Origin of the sequence: Cytobacillus oceanisediminis (assembly GCF_022811925.1) — a bacterium.
GTDB classification, from domain to species: Bacteria; Bacillota; Bacilli; order Bacillales; family Cytobacillaceae; genus Cytobacillus; species Cytobacillus oceanisediminis_D.
This window is the reverse complement of the sequence record NZ_CP065511.1, coordinates 4,137,638-4,150,000: the sequence shown is the minus strand read 5'-3', so window position 1 is coordinate 4,150,000 and position 12,363 is coordinate 4,137,638. Positions and strand designations below refer to the sequence as shown.

At 41.1% G+C, this 12,363-nt stretch carries 13 protein-coding genes; all 13 read left to right on the top strand.

All coding sequences use genetic code 11. The annotated features are described in order from the left end of the window. Window positions 1-119: 119 nt before the first annotated feature. The 13 genes from mtrB to IRB79_RS20715 all read left to right on the top strand — a co-directional run bounded on the left by mtrB (window position 120) and on the right by IRB79_RS20715 (window position 12,344). Window positions 120-362, top strand: a complete 243-nt coding sequence (gene mtrB / locus IRB79_RS20775; RefSeq protein ID WP_243504626.1) for a trp RNA-binding attenuation protein MtrB — start codon at window positions 120-122, stop codon at window positions 360-362. A 243-nt stretch (window positions 363-605) separates the two neighbouring features. Continuing rightward, the gene (locus IRB79_RS20770) at window positions 606-1,454 is read left to right on the top strand and encodes a heptaprenyl diphosphate synthase component 1 (protein WP_243504623.1); all 849 of its coding nucleotides are present in this window, start codon (window positions 606-608) and stop codon (window positions 1,452-1,454) included. Window positions 1,455-1,457: 3 nt separating this feature from the next. Then, window positions 1,458-2,159 (top strand): demethylmenaquinone methyltransferase, encoded by a 702-nt coding sequence (menG, locus tag IRB79_RS20765; protein ID WP_243504622.1) that lies wholly within the window; start codon window positions 1,458-1,460, stop codon window positions 2,157-2,159. Window positions 2,160-2,241: 82 nt separating this feature from the next. Further along, window positions 2,242-3,204, top strand: a complete 963-nt coding sequence (gene hepT, locus IRB79_RS20760; protein ID WP_243504620.1) for a heptaprenyl diphosphate synthase component II — start codon at window positions 2,242-2,244, stop codon at window positions 3,202-3,204. 169 nt (window positions 3,205-3,373) lie between these two features. Beyond that, on the top strand, window positions 3,374-3,820 hold the full coding sequence (ndk, locus tag IRB79_RS20755; RefSeq protein ID WP_026584608.1) for a nucleoside-diphosphate kinase: 447 nt from the start codon (window positions 3,374-3,376) through the stop codon (window positions 3,818-3,820). 122 nt (window positions 3,821-3,942) lie between these two features. After that, window positions 3,943-4,716 (top strand): CheR family methyltransferase, encoded by a 774-nt coding sequence (locus IRB79_RS20750; RefSeq protein ID WP_243504618.1) that lies wholly within the window; start codon window positions 3,943-3,945, stop codon window positions 4,714-4,716. A gap of 209 nt (window positions 4,717-4,925) precedes the next feature. Then, window positions 4,926-6,098 carry a chorismate synthase gene (gene aroC / locus IRB79_RS20745; RefSeq protein WP_243504616.1) on the top strand — a complete coding sequence of 391 codons (1,173 nt, stop codon included), beginning with the start codon at window positions 4,926-4,928 and terminating at the stop codon, window positions 6,096-6,098. Next, window positions 6,098-7,174, top strand: coding sequence for a 3-dehydroquinate synthase (gene aroB / locus IRB79_RS20740; protein WP_243504614.1), 1,077 nt, complete (start codon window positions 6,098-6,100; stop codon window positions 7,172-7,174). Before aroC ends, aroB begins: the two co-directional genes overlap by 1 nt. Window positions 7,175-7,238: 64 nt before the next feature. After that, window positions 7,239-7,613 carry a chorismate mutase gene (gene aroH, locus IRB79_RS20735; protein ID WP_243504613.1) on the top strand — a complete coding sequence of 125 codons (375 nt, stop codon included), beginning with the start codon at window positions 7,239-7,241 and terminating at the stop codon, window positions 7,611-7,613. A gap of 87 nt (window positions 7,614-7,700) precedes the next feature. Continuing rightward, window positions 7,701-8,801: a histidinol-phosphate transaminase gene (hisC, locus tag IRB79_RS20730; protein ID WP_243504611.1), complete on the top strand. Its 1,101-nt coding sequence runs from the start codon at window positions 7,701-7,703 to the stop codon at window positions 8,799-8,801. A 93-nt stretch (window positions 8,802-8,894) separates the two neighbouring features. Further along, window positions 8,895-10,001: a prephenate dehydrogenase gene (locus IRB79_RS20725; RefSeq protein WP_243504610.1), complete on the top strand. Its 1,107-nt coding sequence runs from the start codon at window positions 8,895-8,897 to the stop codon at window positions 9,999-10,001. Between the two features lie 43 nt (window positions 10,002-10,044). Further along, window positions 10,045-11,334, top strand: a complete 1,290-nt coding sequence (gene aroA, locus IRB79_RS20720) for a 3-phosphoshikimate 1-carboxyvinyltransferase (protein WP_243504608.1) — start codon at window positions 10,045-10,047, stop codon at window positions 11,332-11,334. Between the two features lie 104 nt (window positions 11,335-11,438). Then, on the top strand, window positions 11,439-12,344 hold the full coding sequence (locus IRB79_RS20715) for a hypothetical protein (protein ID WP_243504606.1): 906 nt from the start codon (window positions 11,439-11,441) through the stop codon (window positions 12,342-12,344). Window positions 12,345-12,363: the final 19 nt, after the last annotated feature.

Below are 12,363 nucleotides of genomic sequence, written 5' to 3'. Positions count from 1 at the left end.
TAGAGCTCTGTTAATGGTGAGTTCAGGCTATAAAAGGTCAAAGGCTGAAAGATAAAACTTTTAGCCTTTTTTTGTAAGTAATTATTAAAATGAACAATATTAAGCAAAGGATGGTATGAATGGAAAAGGAAAAGAAAAGTCCATCAGGAAATGATTATATTGTGATAAAAGCCAAAGAAGACGGTGTTAATGTAATAGGGTTAACAAGAGGCTCTGATACAAGATTCCACCATTCAGAAAAACTTGACCAGGGAGAAGTAATGATTGCACAATTTACCGAGCATACGTCTGCGATTAAGATCCGGGGGAATGCAAGAATAATGACAAGCTACGGGGAACTTGAAAGTGAGGCTAAGAAATAGCTTTCCCTTTGAATAGAAGGATAGGATATTTTCACAAGAGAATGTCCTGACATGTTCCTGTAATTTATGATATAATTGTCTCTGCTTGATTATTTCTCTTGAATACAAGATACCGGGTAAAAGGCTTTTTTTTGCCCTTTACAATTAATAGTAATCAATGAATTGGCTAAAAATAGATAAGATGTATAAGACAATATGTGCCCGTTCTCTTTGTCGCAGTATTCACATGGAGAAATCGCGGCTATGGAAAAAAGAAAACTAAGGGGAAACAAGGGTGATGGCATGCATGATGTGAAGATTAAATTAGCAGATGTTAAAGAACAGATTGAGAAAAAAGTTAACCACCCTTATCTGCTCAGGTATATTGATTCTCCTGTTATTGATGAAGACAAGCTTCTGCTTCTAATCTCTTTCCTGGATGATGTGGAAATACCCGACTCAAAAGCAGAAAAATATGCAGTAACTGCAATGCTTATCCAAATCGCCCTTGATACCCATGAACTTGTTAAGAACGATGAATCTGAAGACAAAGGTCTTAAACATAGACAGCTTACTGTCCTTGCAGGTGTTTATTACAGCGGTTTATATTACAAGATTCTCGCAGCTTTTGATGATATCCGAATGATCAGGGCCTTCGCAGATGGGATAAAAGATGTAAATGAGCATAAAATTTCGCTATATCAGAAGTCTCCTGATGCAGTTGACAGCCTGATGAATTCAGTCAAAAAAGTTGAGGCGTCACTTTTTGAAAAACTGGCTGATGCATTCAGCAAGGCAGCTTGGAAAGAGGTAATATCCAATCTTTTATTCATCAAGCGCCTGATTGCAGAGAAGCAGCAGTTCATGAAGGAAGGCACCTCAGTTGTTTTTGAAGCCCTTAAAAAGCTGACTTTCCCAAAAGTGAAAGACATGTCTGCGGAGCAGCGGAGATATCTGATTCTCATTTGTGACAGATATATTGATTTTTCAAGGAATTTGGTTGATCAATCACTGAGGAAATTTCCTCTTGCAAATGAATTATTAGAGCAGCGTATTCACTGTATTTTCAATAATAGTCAGTCTGTGGCTAAAACTTTTGTGGAAGAAGGATAAAATATGCAGCAATCAAAAGAAGAACGTGTTCATAGCGTATTTGAAAAGATTTATGGCAACTACGATAAAATGAATTCAGTCATCAGCTTTCAGCAGCACTTAAGATGGCGCAAAGATACAATGAAAAAGATGAATGTTCAAAAGGGTTCAAAAGCTCTTGATGTATGCTGCGGTACAGCCGATTGGTCCATAGCGCTTGCTGAAGCCGTAGGAGAAAGCGGTAAAGTAGTAGGTTTGGATTTCAGTAAAAATATGCTGAAAATCGGCGAGGAAAAAATTAAGGATCGGAAACTGAAGCAAGTGGAGCTTGTGCATGGAAATGCAATGGAGCTTCCTTTTGCGGACAATTCCTTCGATTATGTTACAATCGGTTTTGGTCTGCGCAATGTTCCGGATTATCTGCAGGTATTAAAAGAAATGCACCGTGTTGCAAAGCCTGGCGGTATAGCAGTGTGTCTGGAGACTTCTCAGCCAACTCTGTTCGGATACAAGCAGGCTTATTATTTCTACTTCCGTTTTATCATGCCTATGTTTGGCAAGCTGTTTGCCAAAAGCTTTAATGAATATTCCTGGCTGCAGGAATCAGCCAGAGACTTTCCAGGGATGAAAGAACTTGCAGGAATGTTTGAGGAAGCAGGCTTTGAGAATGTCACATTTAAGCCTTATAGCGGCGGTGTGGCTGCAGTACACATTGGAACGAAATAAAAATAAAAACTTGTTCTGTATGTTTCTCATCGAACGATAGAGAATAGATCAGACGGGATCGATAAGCTGGGTGAGTAAGCAAATGAAATTGAAAATGATGTATTCATTTTTAAATTCAGATTTAACTGTTATAGAGAACGAGCTTGAGGAGACGATTAAAGCTGAGTCTCCTCTATTGCATCAGGCTTCCCTGCATCTGCTGCAGGCCGGGGGGAAAAGAATCCGCCCAGTTTTCGTTTTGCTTGCTGCGAAGTTTGGAGAATACGATATTAATAAAATTAAAAACGTAGCGGTATCATTGGAGCTTATCCATATGGCGTCGCTTGTCCATGATGATGTTATTGATGATGCAGAATTGCGCCGGGGGCAGCCTACCATTAAAGCAAAATGGGATAATAAGATTGCCATGTATACCGGTGATTATATTTTTGCGCGTGCCTTGGAGTTAATAACCAATGTGGAAAGTCCGCATGCTCACAAAATTCTATCTCATACACTTGTGGAACTGTGCATAGGTGAAATTGAGCAAATTAAAGATAAGTATAACTATGACCAGAATATTAGGACATATTTCCGTAGAATTAAAAGGAAAACAGCCATGCTTATTGCCGTGAGCTGTCAGCTTGGCGGCATCGCGGCTAATGTAGAGGAAGATATACATAAAAAGCTCTTTAAATTCGGCTATTTTGTGGGAATGTCCTATCAAATTATTGACGATGTCCTGGATTTTATCGGTACAGAAAAAGAGCTTGGCAAGCCGGCAGGAGGAGATCTCCATCAGGGAAACATTACACTCCCTGCTTTATTTGCAATGGAGGACAGCATCATCTGTGATCAGATCAGCAGAGTCCACGAAGGAACTGAACGAAGTGATATAGAGAAAATAATTGCCTTGGTCAAAGACTCCGGTGCAATTGAAAAATCTTTGCAAATTAGTGATAAATATCTGCAAAAAGCTTTGGGGGTTCTGGAAGAGCTGCCTCCTTCCAGGTCAAAGAAAGCTTTGCGGGATATTGCAAAGTTTATAGGCAAAAGAAAATTTTAATCCACACAATTAATTGCCAGCACTTTTTCGGGTGCCGGCAATTTATGTTTATGAGGAAAATTTAAATTAAAAGCGCTTTCAAATTTCTGTTGCTAAATTTTCAAAACAATGTTAATATTTTCGTGGATTAACATAAATCACTATACATAAGTTTTAGGAGTGGAATTCAATGGAAAGAACATTTTTAATGGTTAAACCAGACGGAGTACAGCGCAATCTAATCGGGGAAATCGTTTCCCGTTTCGAAAAGAAAGGCTTTCAGCTTGTAGGCGGCAAGCTAATGAGCATTAGCCAGGAACTTGCGGAAGAGCATTATGGAGAGCATAAAGAGCGTCCATTCTTCGGAGAACTTGTTGACTTTATTACGTCCGGACCAGTATTCGCAATGGTTTGGGAAGGTGAAAATGTTATCGCTACAGCTCGTCAGATGATGGGTTCAACAAATCCTAAAGATGCTGCTCCTGGAACAATCCGCGGAGATTTCGGCATTACAGTTGGAAAAAATGTAATCCATGGATCAGATTCACCGGCAAGTGCAGAACGTGAAATCGGCCTTTTCTTCAAAGAGGAAGAAAAAGTGGAATACAAAAAACTAATGAATGAATGGATTAACTAATATTCAAAAAAGTACTTGTCCCTGACAAGTGCTTTTTTTGTAACCGAATTCATTTTTGCAGCTGGGCGGGCATGGAGAATAGAAGCCATAAGCTCACCAATTATTATCAGAGGGGAAAAGGAATGGCTAACGATTATCAGGATTTTATTCTAAATATAAAAAGAAAAACAGGAATCGATCTTTCTCTCTACAAAGAAGCACAAATGAAGAGAAGGCTCATATCATTGTATGAGAAAAAAAGCTTTAATTCATTTGGAGATTTTTTTAATGGCATAGTTAAGGATAGGGAGCTCCTGAATGATTTTTTGGACAGGATGACGATAAATGTTTCTGAATTTTACCGTAATGCGCAGAGGTGGGAGGTGCTCGAAAAAAAAATCCTGCCGGGGCTATTAGAGCAGAATAGGAATCTGAAAATCTGGAGCGCAGCATGCTCCACTGGTGAAGAGCCTTATACAATTGCCATGATTTTATCAAAATTGCTGCCAATATCCCAAATAAAGATTACTGCAACAGATATTGATGAAAATGCCCTTGCGAGGGCTCGGATGGGTGTATACCCAGAACGTTCGCTTAATGAAGTTCCTGAAACGATGAGACTTAAGTTCTTTAGGCGTGAAGGAAGTTACTATAAAGTATCCGAGGATATAAAAAAGACGGTAATTTTTAAAAAGCAAAATCTCCTTGCAGACGATTTTGGCGGGCCGTTTGATTTAATTGTATGCAGGAACGTTCTCATTTATTTTACAGAGGAAGCTAAGGATCAGCTTTATCACAAATTCAGCAGCGCATTAAGAAAAGATGGCATATTCTTTGTTGGGAGCACTGAACAGATTTTTAACTCTGGCCGCTATCACTTGGAATCTGCTGAAACCTTCTTTTATAGAAAAGAATAAAAATAGTAACAGCATGGAGGATGATTTACTATCATTCTCTTTTCTATTGTGAATTTCCGTTTTGTAGTAAATATCTATTCGTGTTAAAATGGCTCCATTCATAAGAAGAAATAAAATATTATAGGAATTTTCAATTTTATCTATTCTTATATTTATCATTATGTTATATTGATACATAATCCTTTAATGAGTTGAAGGGGGAAAGAGTTTTGAGATATCTTACATCTGGTGAATCTCACGGACCGCAGCTGACCACTATAATAGAAGGGCTGCCTGCAGGAATGCCGCTGATTGATTCAGATATAAATGAAGAGCTTGCCAGACGCCAGAAAGGCTATGGCAGAGGCAGAAGGATGCAAATTGAAAAGGATACTGTTCAAATAACAGCGGGGATCAGGCATGGATATACATTGGGATCGCCGGTGGCACTTGTTGTTGAGAATAATGATTGGAAGCATTGGACAAAAATTATGGGTCAGGACCCTCTTAATCCTGAGGATGAGGGTGAAGTGAAGAGAAAAATATCACGTCCCCGTCCAGGCCATGCTGACTTAAATGGAGCCCTTAAATATGGGCACAGGGATATGAGGAATGTGTTGGAGCGATCTTCAGCCAGGGAAACCACGGTGAGGGTGGCAGCCGGTGCGGCTGCGAAAAAACTGCTCTCTGAATTGGGGATTGAAGTTGCAGCACATGTTATTGAAATTGGCGGGGTTGTTTCAGGCAAAAGGGATTATTCTTCACTAAAGGAGTTAAAGGAAATCACAGAAGATTCGCCTGTCCGCTGTCTGGATCAGGATGCCGGCCAAAAAATGATGGATGCCATTGATTCCGCGAAAGAAAATGGCGATTCCATTGGCGGAATAGTGGAGGTTATTGTTGAAGGCATGCCTCCGGGAGTTGGAAGTTATGTACACTATGACCGTAAGCTAGATTCGAAGCTTGCAGGTGCAATGGTGAGCATTAATGCTTTTAAAGGTGTTGAGTTTGGCATTGGTTTTGAGGCTGCAAGGAAGCCTGGAAGTGAAGTTCATGATGAAATCGCATGGGATCCTGAAAAAGGCTATTATCGGAAAACGAACCGGCTTGGCGGCTTAGAAGGGGGCATGACAACGGGTATGCCTATCGTCGTCAGAGGAGTGATGAAACCAATTCCAACCCTCTATAAGCCCCTTCAAAGTGTCGACATTGAAACAAAGGAACCCTTCTCAGCAAGCATAGAGCGTTCTGACAGCTGTGCAGTACCAGCAGCTGCAGTCGTTGCAGAAAATGTAATTGCCTGGGAACTGGCTTCAGCCATTGTGGATCAATTTTATTCTGACCGGTTTGAAGCATTAAAAGCTTCGGTTGAACAGCAAAGAAAATTTGCGAGGGAGTTTTAATGAATAGTATTTCAATCAAAACACCTGGCAGGACCTATCCCGTTTATATAGGGGCTGGAGCAATTGAGGCATTGGGATCATATATTAAAGATACTTTTCCGGCCATGACGAATTTAATGATAATCACAGATGAAACGGTCCGGGACATACATCTGCCTGCGCTGGAAGCAGCACTTAAGGATATAGAGGCAAAAGTCTGCACAGTGCCTAGCGGGGAGAAAGCCAAAACATTTGAAGTTTACTATCAATGCTTGTCATTTGCTTTAGAACATAAGCTTGACCGAAAATCTCTTATTCTGGCGTTTGGCGGGGGAGCTGTCGGAGATTTGGGAGGTTTCGTGGCAGCCACATTTATGAGGGGGATACCTTTCATTCAGATTCCTACTACCATATTGGCGCATGATAGCGCTGTTGGGGGGAAAGTTGCCATCAACCATCCTTCAGGAAAAAATATGGTGGGGTCTTTTTATCAGCCTCAAGCCGTATTTTATGACTTGGATTTTCTTGATTCCCTTCCTCAAAAAGAGTGGCGCTCAGGGTTTGCAGAAGTTATAAAGCATAGCTTGATAAATGATATGAACTTTTATTTGAGTCTTAAAAACAGCATCCGCTCGCTTGATGGCCTTCCTTCTGATGAATTAAGAGGGATGCTTACAAAGGGAATAGAAATCAAAGGCAGGATCGTTGCTGAGGATGAAAAGGAAGCTGGTGTTCGTGCATTCTTGAACTTCGGCCATACCCTGGGTCATGCAATCGAAGCAGAAAAAGGCTATGGAGAATGGACACATGGAGAATCTGTCGCAGTAGGAATGCTATTCGCACTCCAATTAAGTGAAAAAATGCTTGATCTGCGTTTTGATGTTAACGATTTCCGGCGCTGGCTTGATCAGCTTGGCTACAAAACCGATCTCCCGGAAGATTTATCACATTCTAAACTGCTGGAACGGATGAAACAGGATAAAAAATCAGAAGGCCAGAAGGTCCGCTTTGTTCTTTTAAAAGAAGTGGGCAGTCCCGTTATACACCAGGTTTCTGATGACTTGATTCTGCAGGAGCTTGCAATATTTTTAAATTAAACAAGGCAGACTTTATTAATAAGAGATAAAAAGGCTGGTGAATCAGCTTTGGGAGGTGCTGCAAGTGATTCGAGGGGTGAGGGGAGCCGTCACCGTAGAGAAGAATAGCGAGTCTGAGGTATTAGAAGCAACTGAGCTGCTGATCAGACAAATGATTCGGGAGAATAAGATTAAATCTGAGGATGTTGCTTCTGTGTTTATATCCGTTACGGAAGAATTAACAGCAGCCTTTCCCGCAAAGGCAATGCGTTCAATAGAGGGCTGGACTTATGTTCCTGTCATGTGCATGAGAGAAATACCTGTTGAAGGATCACTTCGGAATTGTATTAGGGTTATGATGCATGTGAATACAGATGCCCCTCAGCAGAATATCTATCATATATATTTGCGTGATGCCATCCAGCTTCGCCCAGATCTAAAGACCACAGACTCTCCTTAATGGAGAGTTTTGTGATAATATAGGAGCAGATCAAATAATACTTTAATACGATAATAAGTAAAAGTGATGAAAAAGAGGTGGATTTGAATGAAATGGAAGGAACAGCTGTTGAATTTAACTCCTTACCAGCCGGGAAAATCAATTGATCAAGTAAAAAAGGAATACGGTCTGGAGAAAATAGTTAAGCTTGCTTCAAATGAAAATCCGTTTGGGTGCTCTGAAAAAGTTCTTTTTACTATGAATCAGTCACCATCATTTTTTGCGCTGTATCCCGATGGTTATGCTTCTGAACTGCGGACGGCTCTGGCTGGACACCTAAGCATACAGGAAGATCAGCTGATTTTTGGCAACGGCTCGGATGAAATTATTCAAATGATTTCAAGAGCTTTATTAAGTCCAGAAACAAATACTGTTATGGCTGCGCCAACATTCCCTCAATATAGGCATAATGCTGTAGTAGAAGGTGCGGAAATAAGGGAAATTCCATTAATTGATGGGGGACATGATCTTGATGGAATGCTGGCTGCTATCGATGAAAACACAGCTGTAGTATGGGTTTGCAGTCCAAACAATCCGACAGGGAACTATGTTAATGAATCTTCATTGCTTTCCTTTCTGCAAAAGGTGCCTCGTGATGTATTGGTTGTCCTTGATGAAGCTTATTATGAATATGTTATAGCTGAGGATTACTACAATGCATTGGATTTGATCCGGAAATTCGAAAATTTGATTGTCCTGCGTACATTTTCGAAAATTTATGGCTTAGCAAGCCTTAGGGTAGGCTATGGAATTGCAGATCCTCAAACTATCAAAGCTCTGGAGCCGGTTAGGGAGCCATTCAATGTAAACAAGTTTGCTCAGGCTGCAGCTGCTGCAGCCATTGGGGATCAGAATTTTATCGAAGAGTGCAGACAGAAAAATCGGGAAGGACTGGAACAATTCTATACTTTCTGTGAAGCACATGGACTGGAATACTACCCTTCACAGGGGAATTTCATTTTAATCAACTTTAATGCCGATTCAAATGAAGTGTTTCAATTTTTGCTTGAAAAAGGGTATATCGTCCGTTCCGGCAAAGCACTTGGCTTCCAGGGATATGTCCGTGTCACAGTAGGTTCCAAGGAACAGAATGATGGAGTACTTGCCGCAATGGATCAATACCTTTCAAAGCAGGCTGCAGCATTGTAGGCAATATTGGAGCTCTTAGTATTAATACTTTTTTGATATCCATTCAGAGGCACAGAGATGCCTCTGAATTATTTTTAATAAGGCGGTGAGAGGATGAGAGGGAAAATCTTTATTATCGGCCTTGGTTTGATCGGCGGTTCTTTGGCATTATCAATAAAAAGAAGCCATAGTGAGAGCATGATCATCGGCTTTGATGTAAATAAAGAGCAGGGACGCCTTGCTGAAATGCTTGGGGTCGCAGATGAAATTTCTGCTACTATTGAAGATGGGGCAAGGGACGCCGATTTAATTTTAATAGCTGCACCTGTGCAGGAAACACAAAAAATTATACATATATTAAATGAGTGTGAATTGAAAAGCACGGTCATCATTTCGGATGCAGGCAGCACTAAAAAGGGAATTGTCAGCTGTGCTAAGGTACTGAAGGAAAAAGGAATTGCTTTTATCGGAGGCCACCCGATGGCAGGCTCCCATAAGAGCGGTGTCACAGCAGCAAAAGCATTGCTTTTTGAAAATGCCTTTTATCTGCTCACTCCTGAAGATCATATTTCCCCAGCAGAGGTTGAAAGGTTAAAAGAATGGCTCTCAGGGACGAAAGCAAAATTTCTAACCATATCGCCTGAAGAACATGATTATATAACTGGTATCGTGAGCCATTTCCCGCATATGGTGGCTGCTTCTCTTGTCCATCAGGCAGAAAAGACAAGCCGTTCGCAAAAGCTGATTCCAAGACTGGCTGCTGGCGGATTCAGGGATATTACCAGAATTGCCTCCAGCAGCCCTGCAATGTGGAGAGATATTCTTCTTCAGAATAAAGAAGTGCTGCTTAAGTTAATGGAGGATTGGCAGGAAGAAATGGAGAATGTTAAATCAATCCTCAAGCAAGAAAACAGTGAGGGCATTTTTGAGTATTTTTCCAGTGCAAAACTGTTCAGGGATGAACTTCCGCAAAAAGAAAAAGGGGCAATTCCGGCATTTTATGATCTCTTCGTCGATGTGCCGGACTACCCTGGTGTCATTTCAGAAATCACTGGATATTTAGCCAAGGAAGAAATCAGCATTACGAATATCAGAATACTGGAAACAAGAGAAGAAATCTATGGAGTCCTGGTTATCAGCTTTCAGACTGAAGAGGACCGGGAACGGGCAATTAATTGCTTAGAGCGATATACAAGCTATGAAACAACCATCGGTCTATAGGGCAGGAGGAAAGACCTTTATAAACCAGCAAAGGGTGATTAATATGATTCCGGCAAATTTGAGAACAAATCTTAAAGGATTAAGCGGAGAAATTGCGGTACCAGGTGATAAATCCATATCTCATCGATCTGTAATGTTTGGATCAATTGCACAGGGAAAGACTGTTGTAACCAATTTCCTGCTTGGTGAGGACTGTTTAAGCACGATAGCATGCTTTCGAAAGCTGGGAGTATCTATTGAACAGGAAGGCAATAAAGTCACCATTATGGGGCAGGGGATGGATGGATTACAGGAACCCGAAGATATTTTGGATGTTGGCAATTCCGGTACGACCATTCGCCTTATGATGGGAATCCTGGCTGGCCGTCCGTTCCATTCGGTCCTTGTCGGGGATGAATCAATAGCAAAAAGGCCAATGACAAGAGTTACCGTGCCACTAAGTTTATTTGGAGCGAAGATTAATGGCAGGAAAAATGGAGAATTTACTCCTTTATCAGTAATTGGAGGACCGCTGACAGGGGTAACGTATGAGCTTCCTGTTGCGAGTGCACAGGTAAAATCATCGCTGCTCTTTGCCGGTCTGCAGGCCAGCGGGGAAACAGTCATTATTGAACCCATGAAGACGCGTGATCATACCGAGAGAATGATTAAGCAATTTGGCGGGGAAGCTGCTGCGGATGGGCATACCATTCGGATTAAAGGCGGACAAACACTAACAGGGACGGAAATTCATGTTCCTGGCGATATATCTTCTGCTGCCTTCTTTCTGGCTGCAGGAGCCATTGTGCCTAATAGTGAGATTAAATTGAAAAACGTAGGGCTGAATCCTACAAGGACCGGCATCATTGAAGTTTTGCAGCAGATGGGTGCAGATATAAGCATTGAGCCATATGAAAATGGATCAGCCGAGCCTGCAGGAGATATTACCATTAGAACATCCCACCTTAAAGGAACCGTTATCGAAGGGGCGCTCATTCCCCGGCTTATCGATGAAATTCCTATTATTGCCCTGCTCGCAACACAGGCAGAAGGAGAAACAGTAATCAAGGATGCAGAAGAACTTAAAGTCAAGGAAACGAATCGCATTGACACGGTTGTCAATGAACTGTCAAAGCTTGGTGCCGATATTACTGCTACGGAAGATGGAATGTTGATCAGAGGGAGATCATCCCTTTCAGGAGGAACTGTTTCAAGCCATGGGGACCATCGAATCGGCATGATGCTTTCGGTTGCCGCTGCCATTTCAAAGGGGGAAGTTCAGCTTCATAAGAAAGAGGCTATTTCTGTATCCTATCCGTCGTTTTTCGAGCATTTTGAAAGCCTTATTTCATAATCGTAAAAAAGAGCTGTTTTCCTGCAGCTCTTTTTCTATTTAATCAGTCATATTTATGTAAAAAATTCATAGCTTGTCATAAGACCGTTTTAGAGGGTGGTTTTATGACTTATATTATTGAGAATGCAAATATTTTAAAGGAAGACAAGCTGATAAAAACATCACTGCTGATCAAGAATAATGAGATTTCACTGATGCAGGCAGAAATGAAAAGGTTTCAGTTTGCCAGAATGGATGCCGATGCGTTTATTATGGCTGCAGGATTTGTGGTTCTGGATACATCTATACCGCTGGAAATGCCTTTTTCAGAACTCAAAGAGTATTATATAAGGGAGTTCATTTTAAAAGGCTGTACAGCCTTCCTAACAGCCGCACCTGTAAAACATGAATATTCCATGAAGAGTGATCTAAAATGCTTTAAGGCAAGTTTGTTAAGCAGCCCAATCGATTATATTATTGGTGTTAAGATTCCTGTCCGTCTCCTCACACCTTCTTTTATAAGAAAATGCAAGAGGGAAAGGATTCCTGTTGTTTTTGTTGAAATACAGGATGCAAAGGAGCTTGAAGCTGTTCCATGGGGTTGGCTGCGTGAAGCCATGTTTCCTTATAATTGCCCGCTTGCCCCTATCTTTGCACGCAGGAACGAAAAGGAGAAAAGCAGAATTAATACATTATGGAAAAAACTGATGCAGGAGCAGAAAATTCCTTCTATGCCAAATGAGCTGAACGAACACGAACCGCTATCCCGGTCAGTCCTATCCAAAGCAGGAATTTACCCGTTAAAAGGAAATATCCACCAGGGTAGTGAAGTCAGCTATAATTTATACGAAAAACCTGGAGAAGGTCTTACCGTTGAAGAATCACAGCTGTTTCATTATCATAGAGATAAACTTGCTGTCTCTGTACTGAAGGGAAAAGTGATACGAGCCGGACAGGAAGTGATTTTTCGTTCAGGGTCCGGCGAGCATGTTAAAATCAGTACACCAGCTTACTTTAAAATAGCCGATTAGCATTCGAAAGGAATTTAGT

Excerpts from the sequence above, each read along its gene's own strand:
- mtrB (WP_243504626.1), top strand. The coding sequence starts at position 120 with ATGGAAAAGGAAAAGAAAAGTCCATCAGGAAATGATTATATTGTGATA.
- IRB79_RS20770 (WP_243504623.1), top strand. The coding sequence starts at position 606 with ATGGAAAAAAGAAAACTAAGGGGAAACAAGGGTGATGGCATGCATGAT.
- menG (WP_243504622.1), top strand. The coding sequence starts at position 1,458 with ATGCAGCAATCAAAAGAAGAACGTGTTCATAGCGTATTTGAAAAGATT.
- hepT (WP_243504620.1), top strand. The coding sequence starts at position 2,242 with ATGAAATTGAAAATGATGTATTCATTTTTAAATTCAGATTTAACTGTT.
- ndk (WP_026584608.1), top strand. The coding sequence starts at position 3,374 with ATGGAAAGAACATTTTTAATGGTTAAACCAGACGGAGTACAGCGCAAT.
- IRB79_RS20750 (WP_243504618.1), top strand. The coding sequence starts at position 3,943 with ATGGCTAACGATTATCAGGATTTTATTCTAAATATAAAAAGAAAAACA.
- aroB (WP_243504614.1), top strand. The coding sequence starts at position 6,098 with ATGAATAGTATTTCAATCAAAACACCTGGCAGGACCTATCCCGTTTAT.
- hisC (WP_243504611.1), top strand. The coding sequence starts at position 7,701 with ATGAAATGGAAGGAACAGCTGTTGAATTTAACTCCTTACCAGCCGGGA.
- IRB79_RS20725 (WP_243504610.1), top strand. The coding sequence starts at position 8,895 with ATGAGAGGGAAAATCTTTATTATCGGCCTTGGTTTGATCGGCGGTTCT.
- aroA (WP_243504608.1), top strand. The coding sequence starts at position 10,045 with ATGATTCCGGCAAATTTGAGAACAAATCTTAAAGGATTAAGCGGAGAA.
- IRB79_RS20715 (WP_243504606.1), top strand. The coding sequence starts at position 11,439 with ATGACTTATATTATTGAGAATGCAAATATTTTAAAGGAAGACAAGCTG.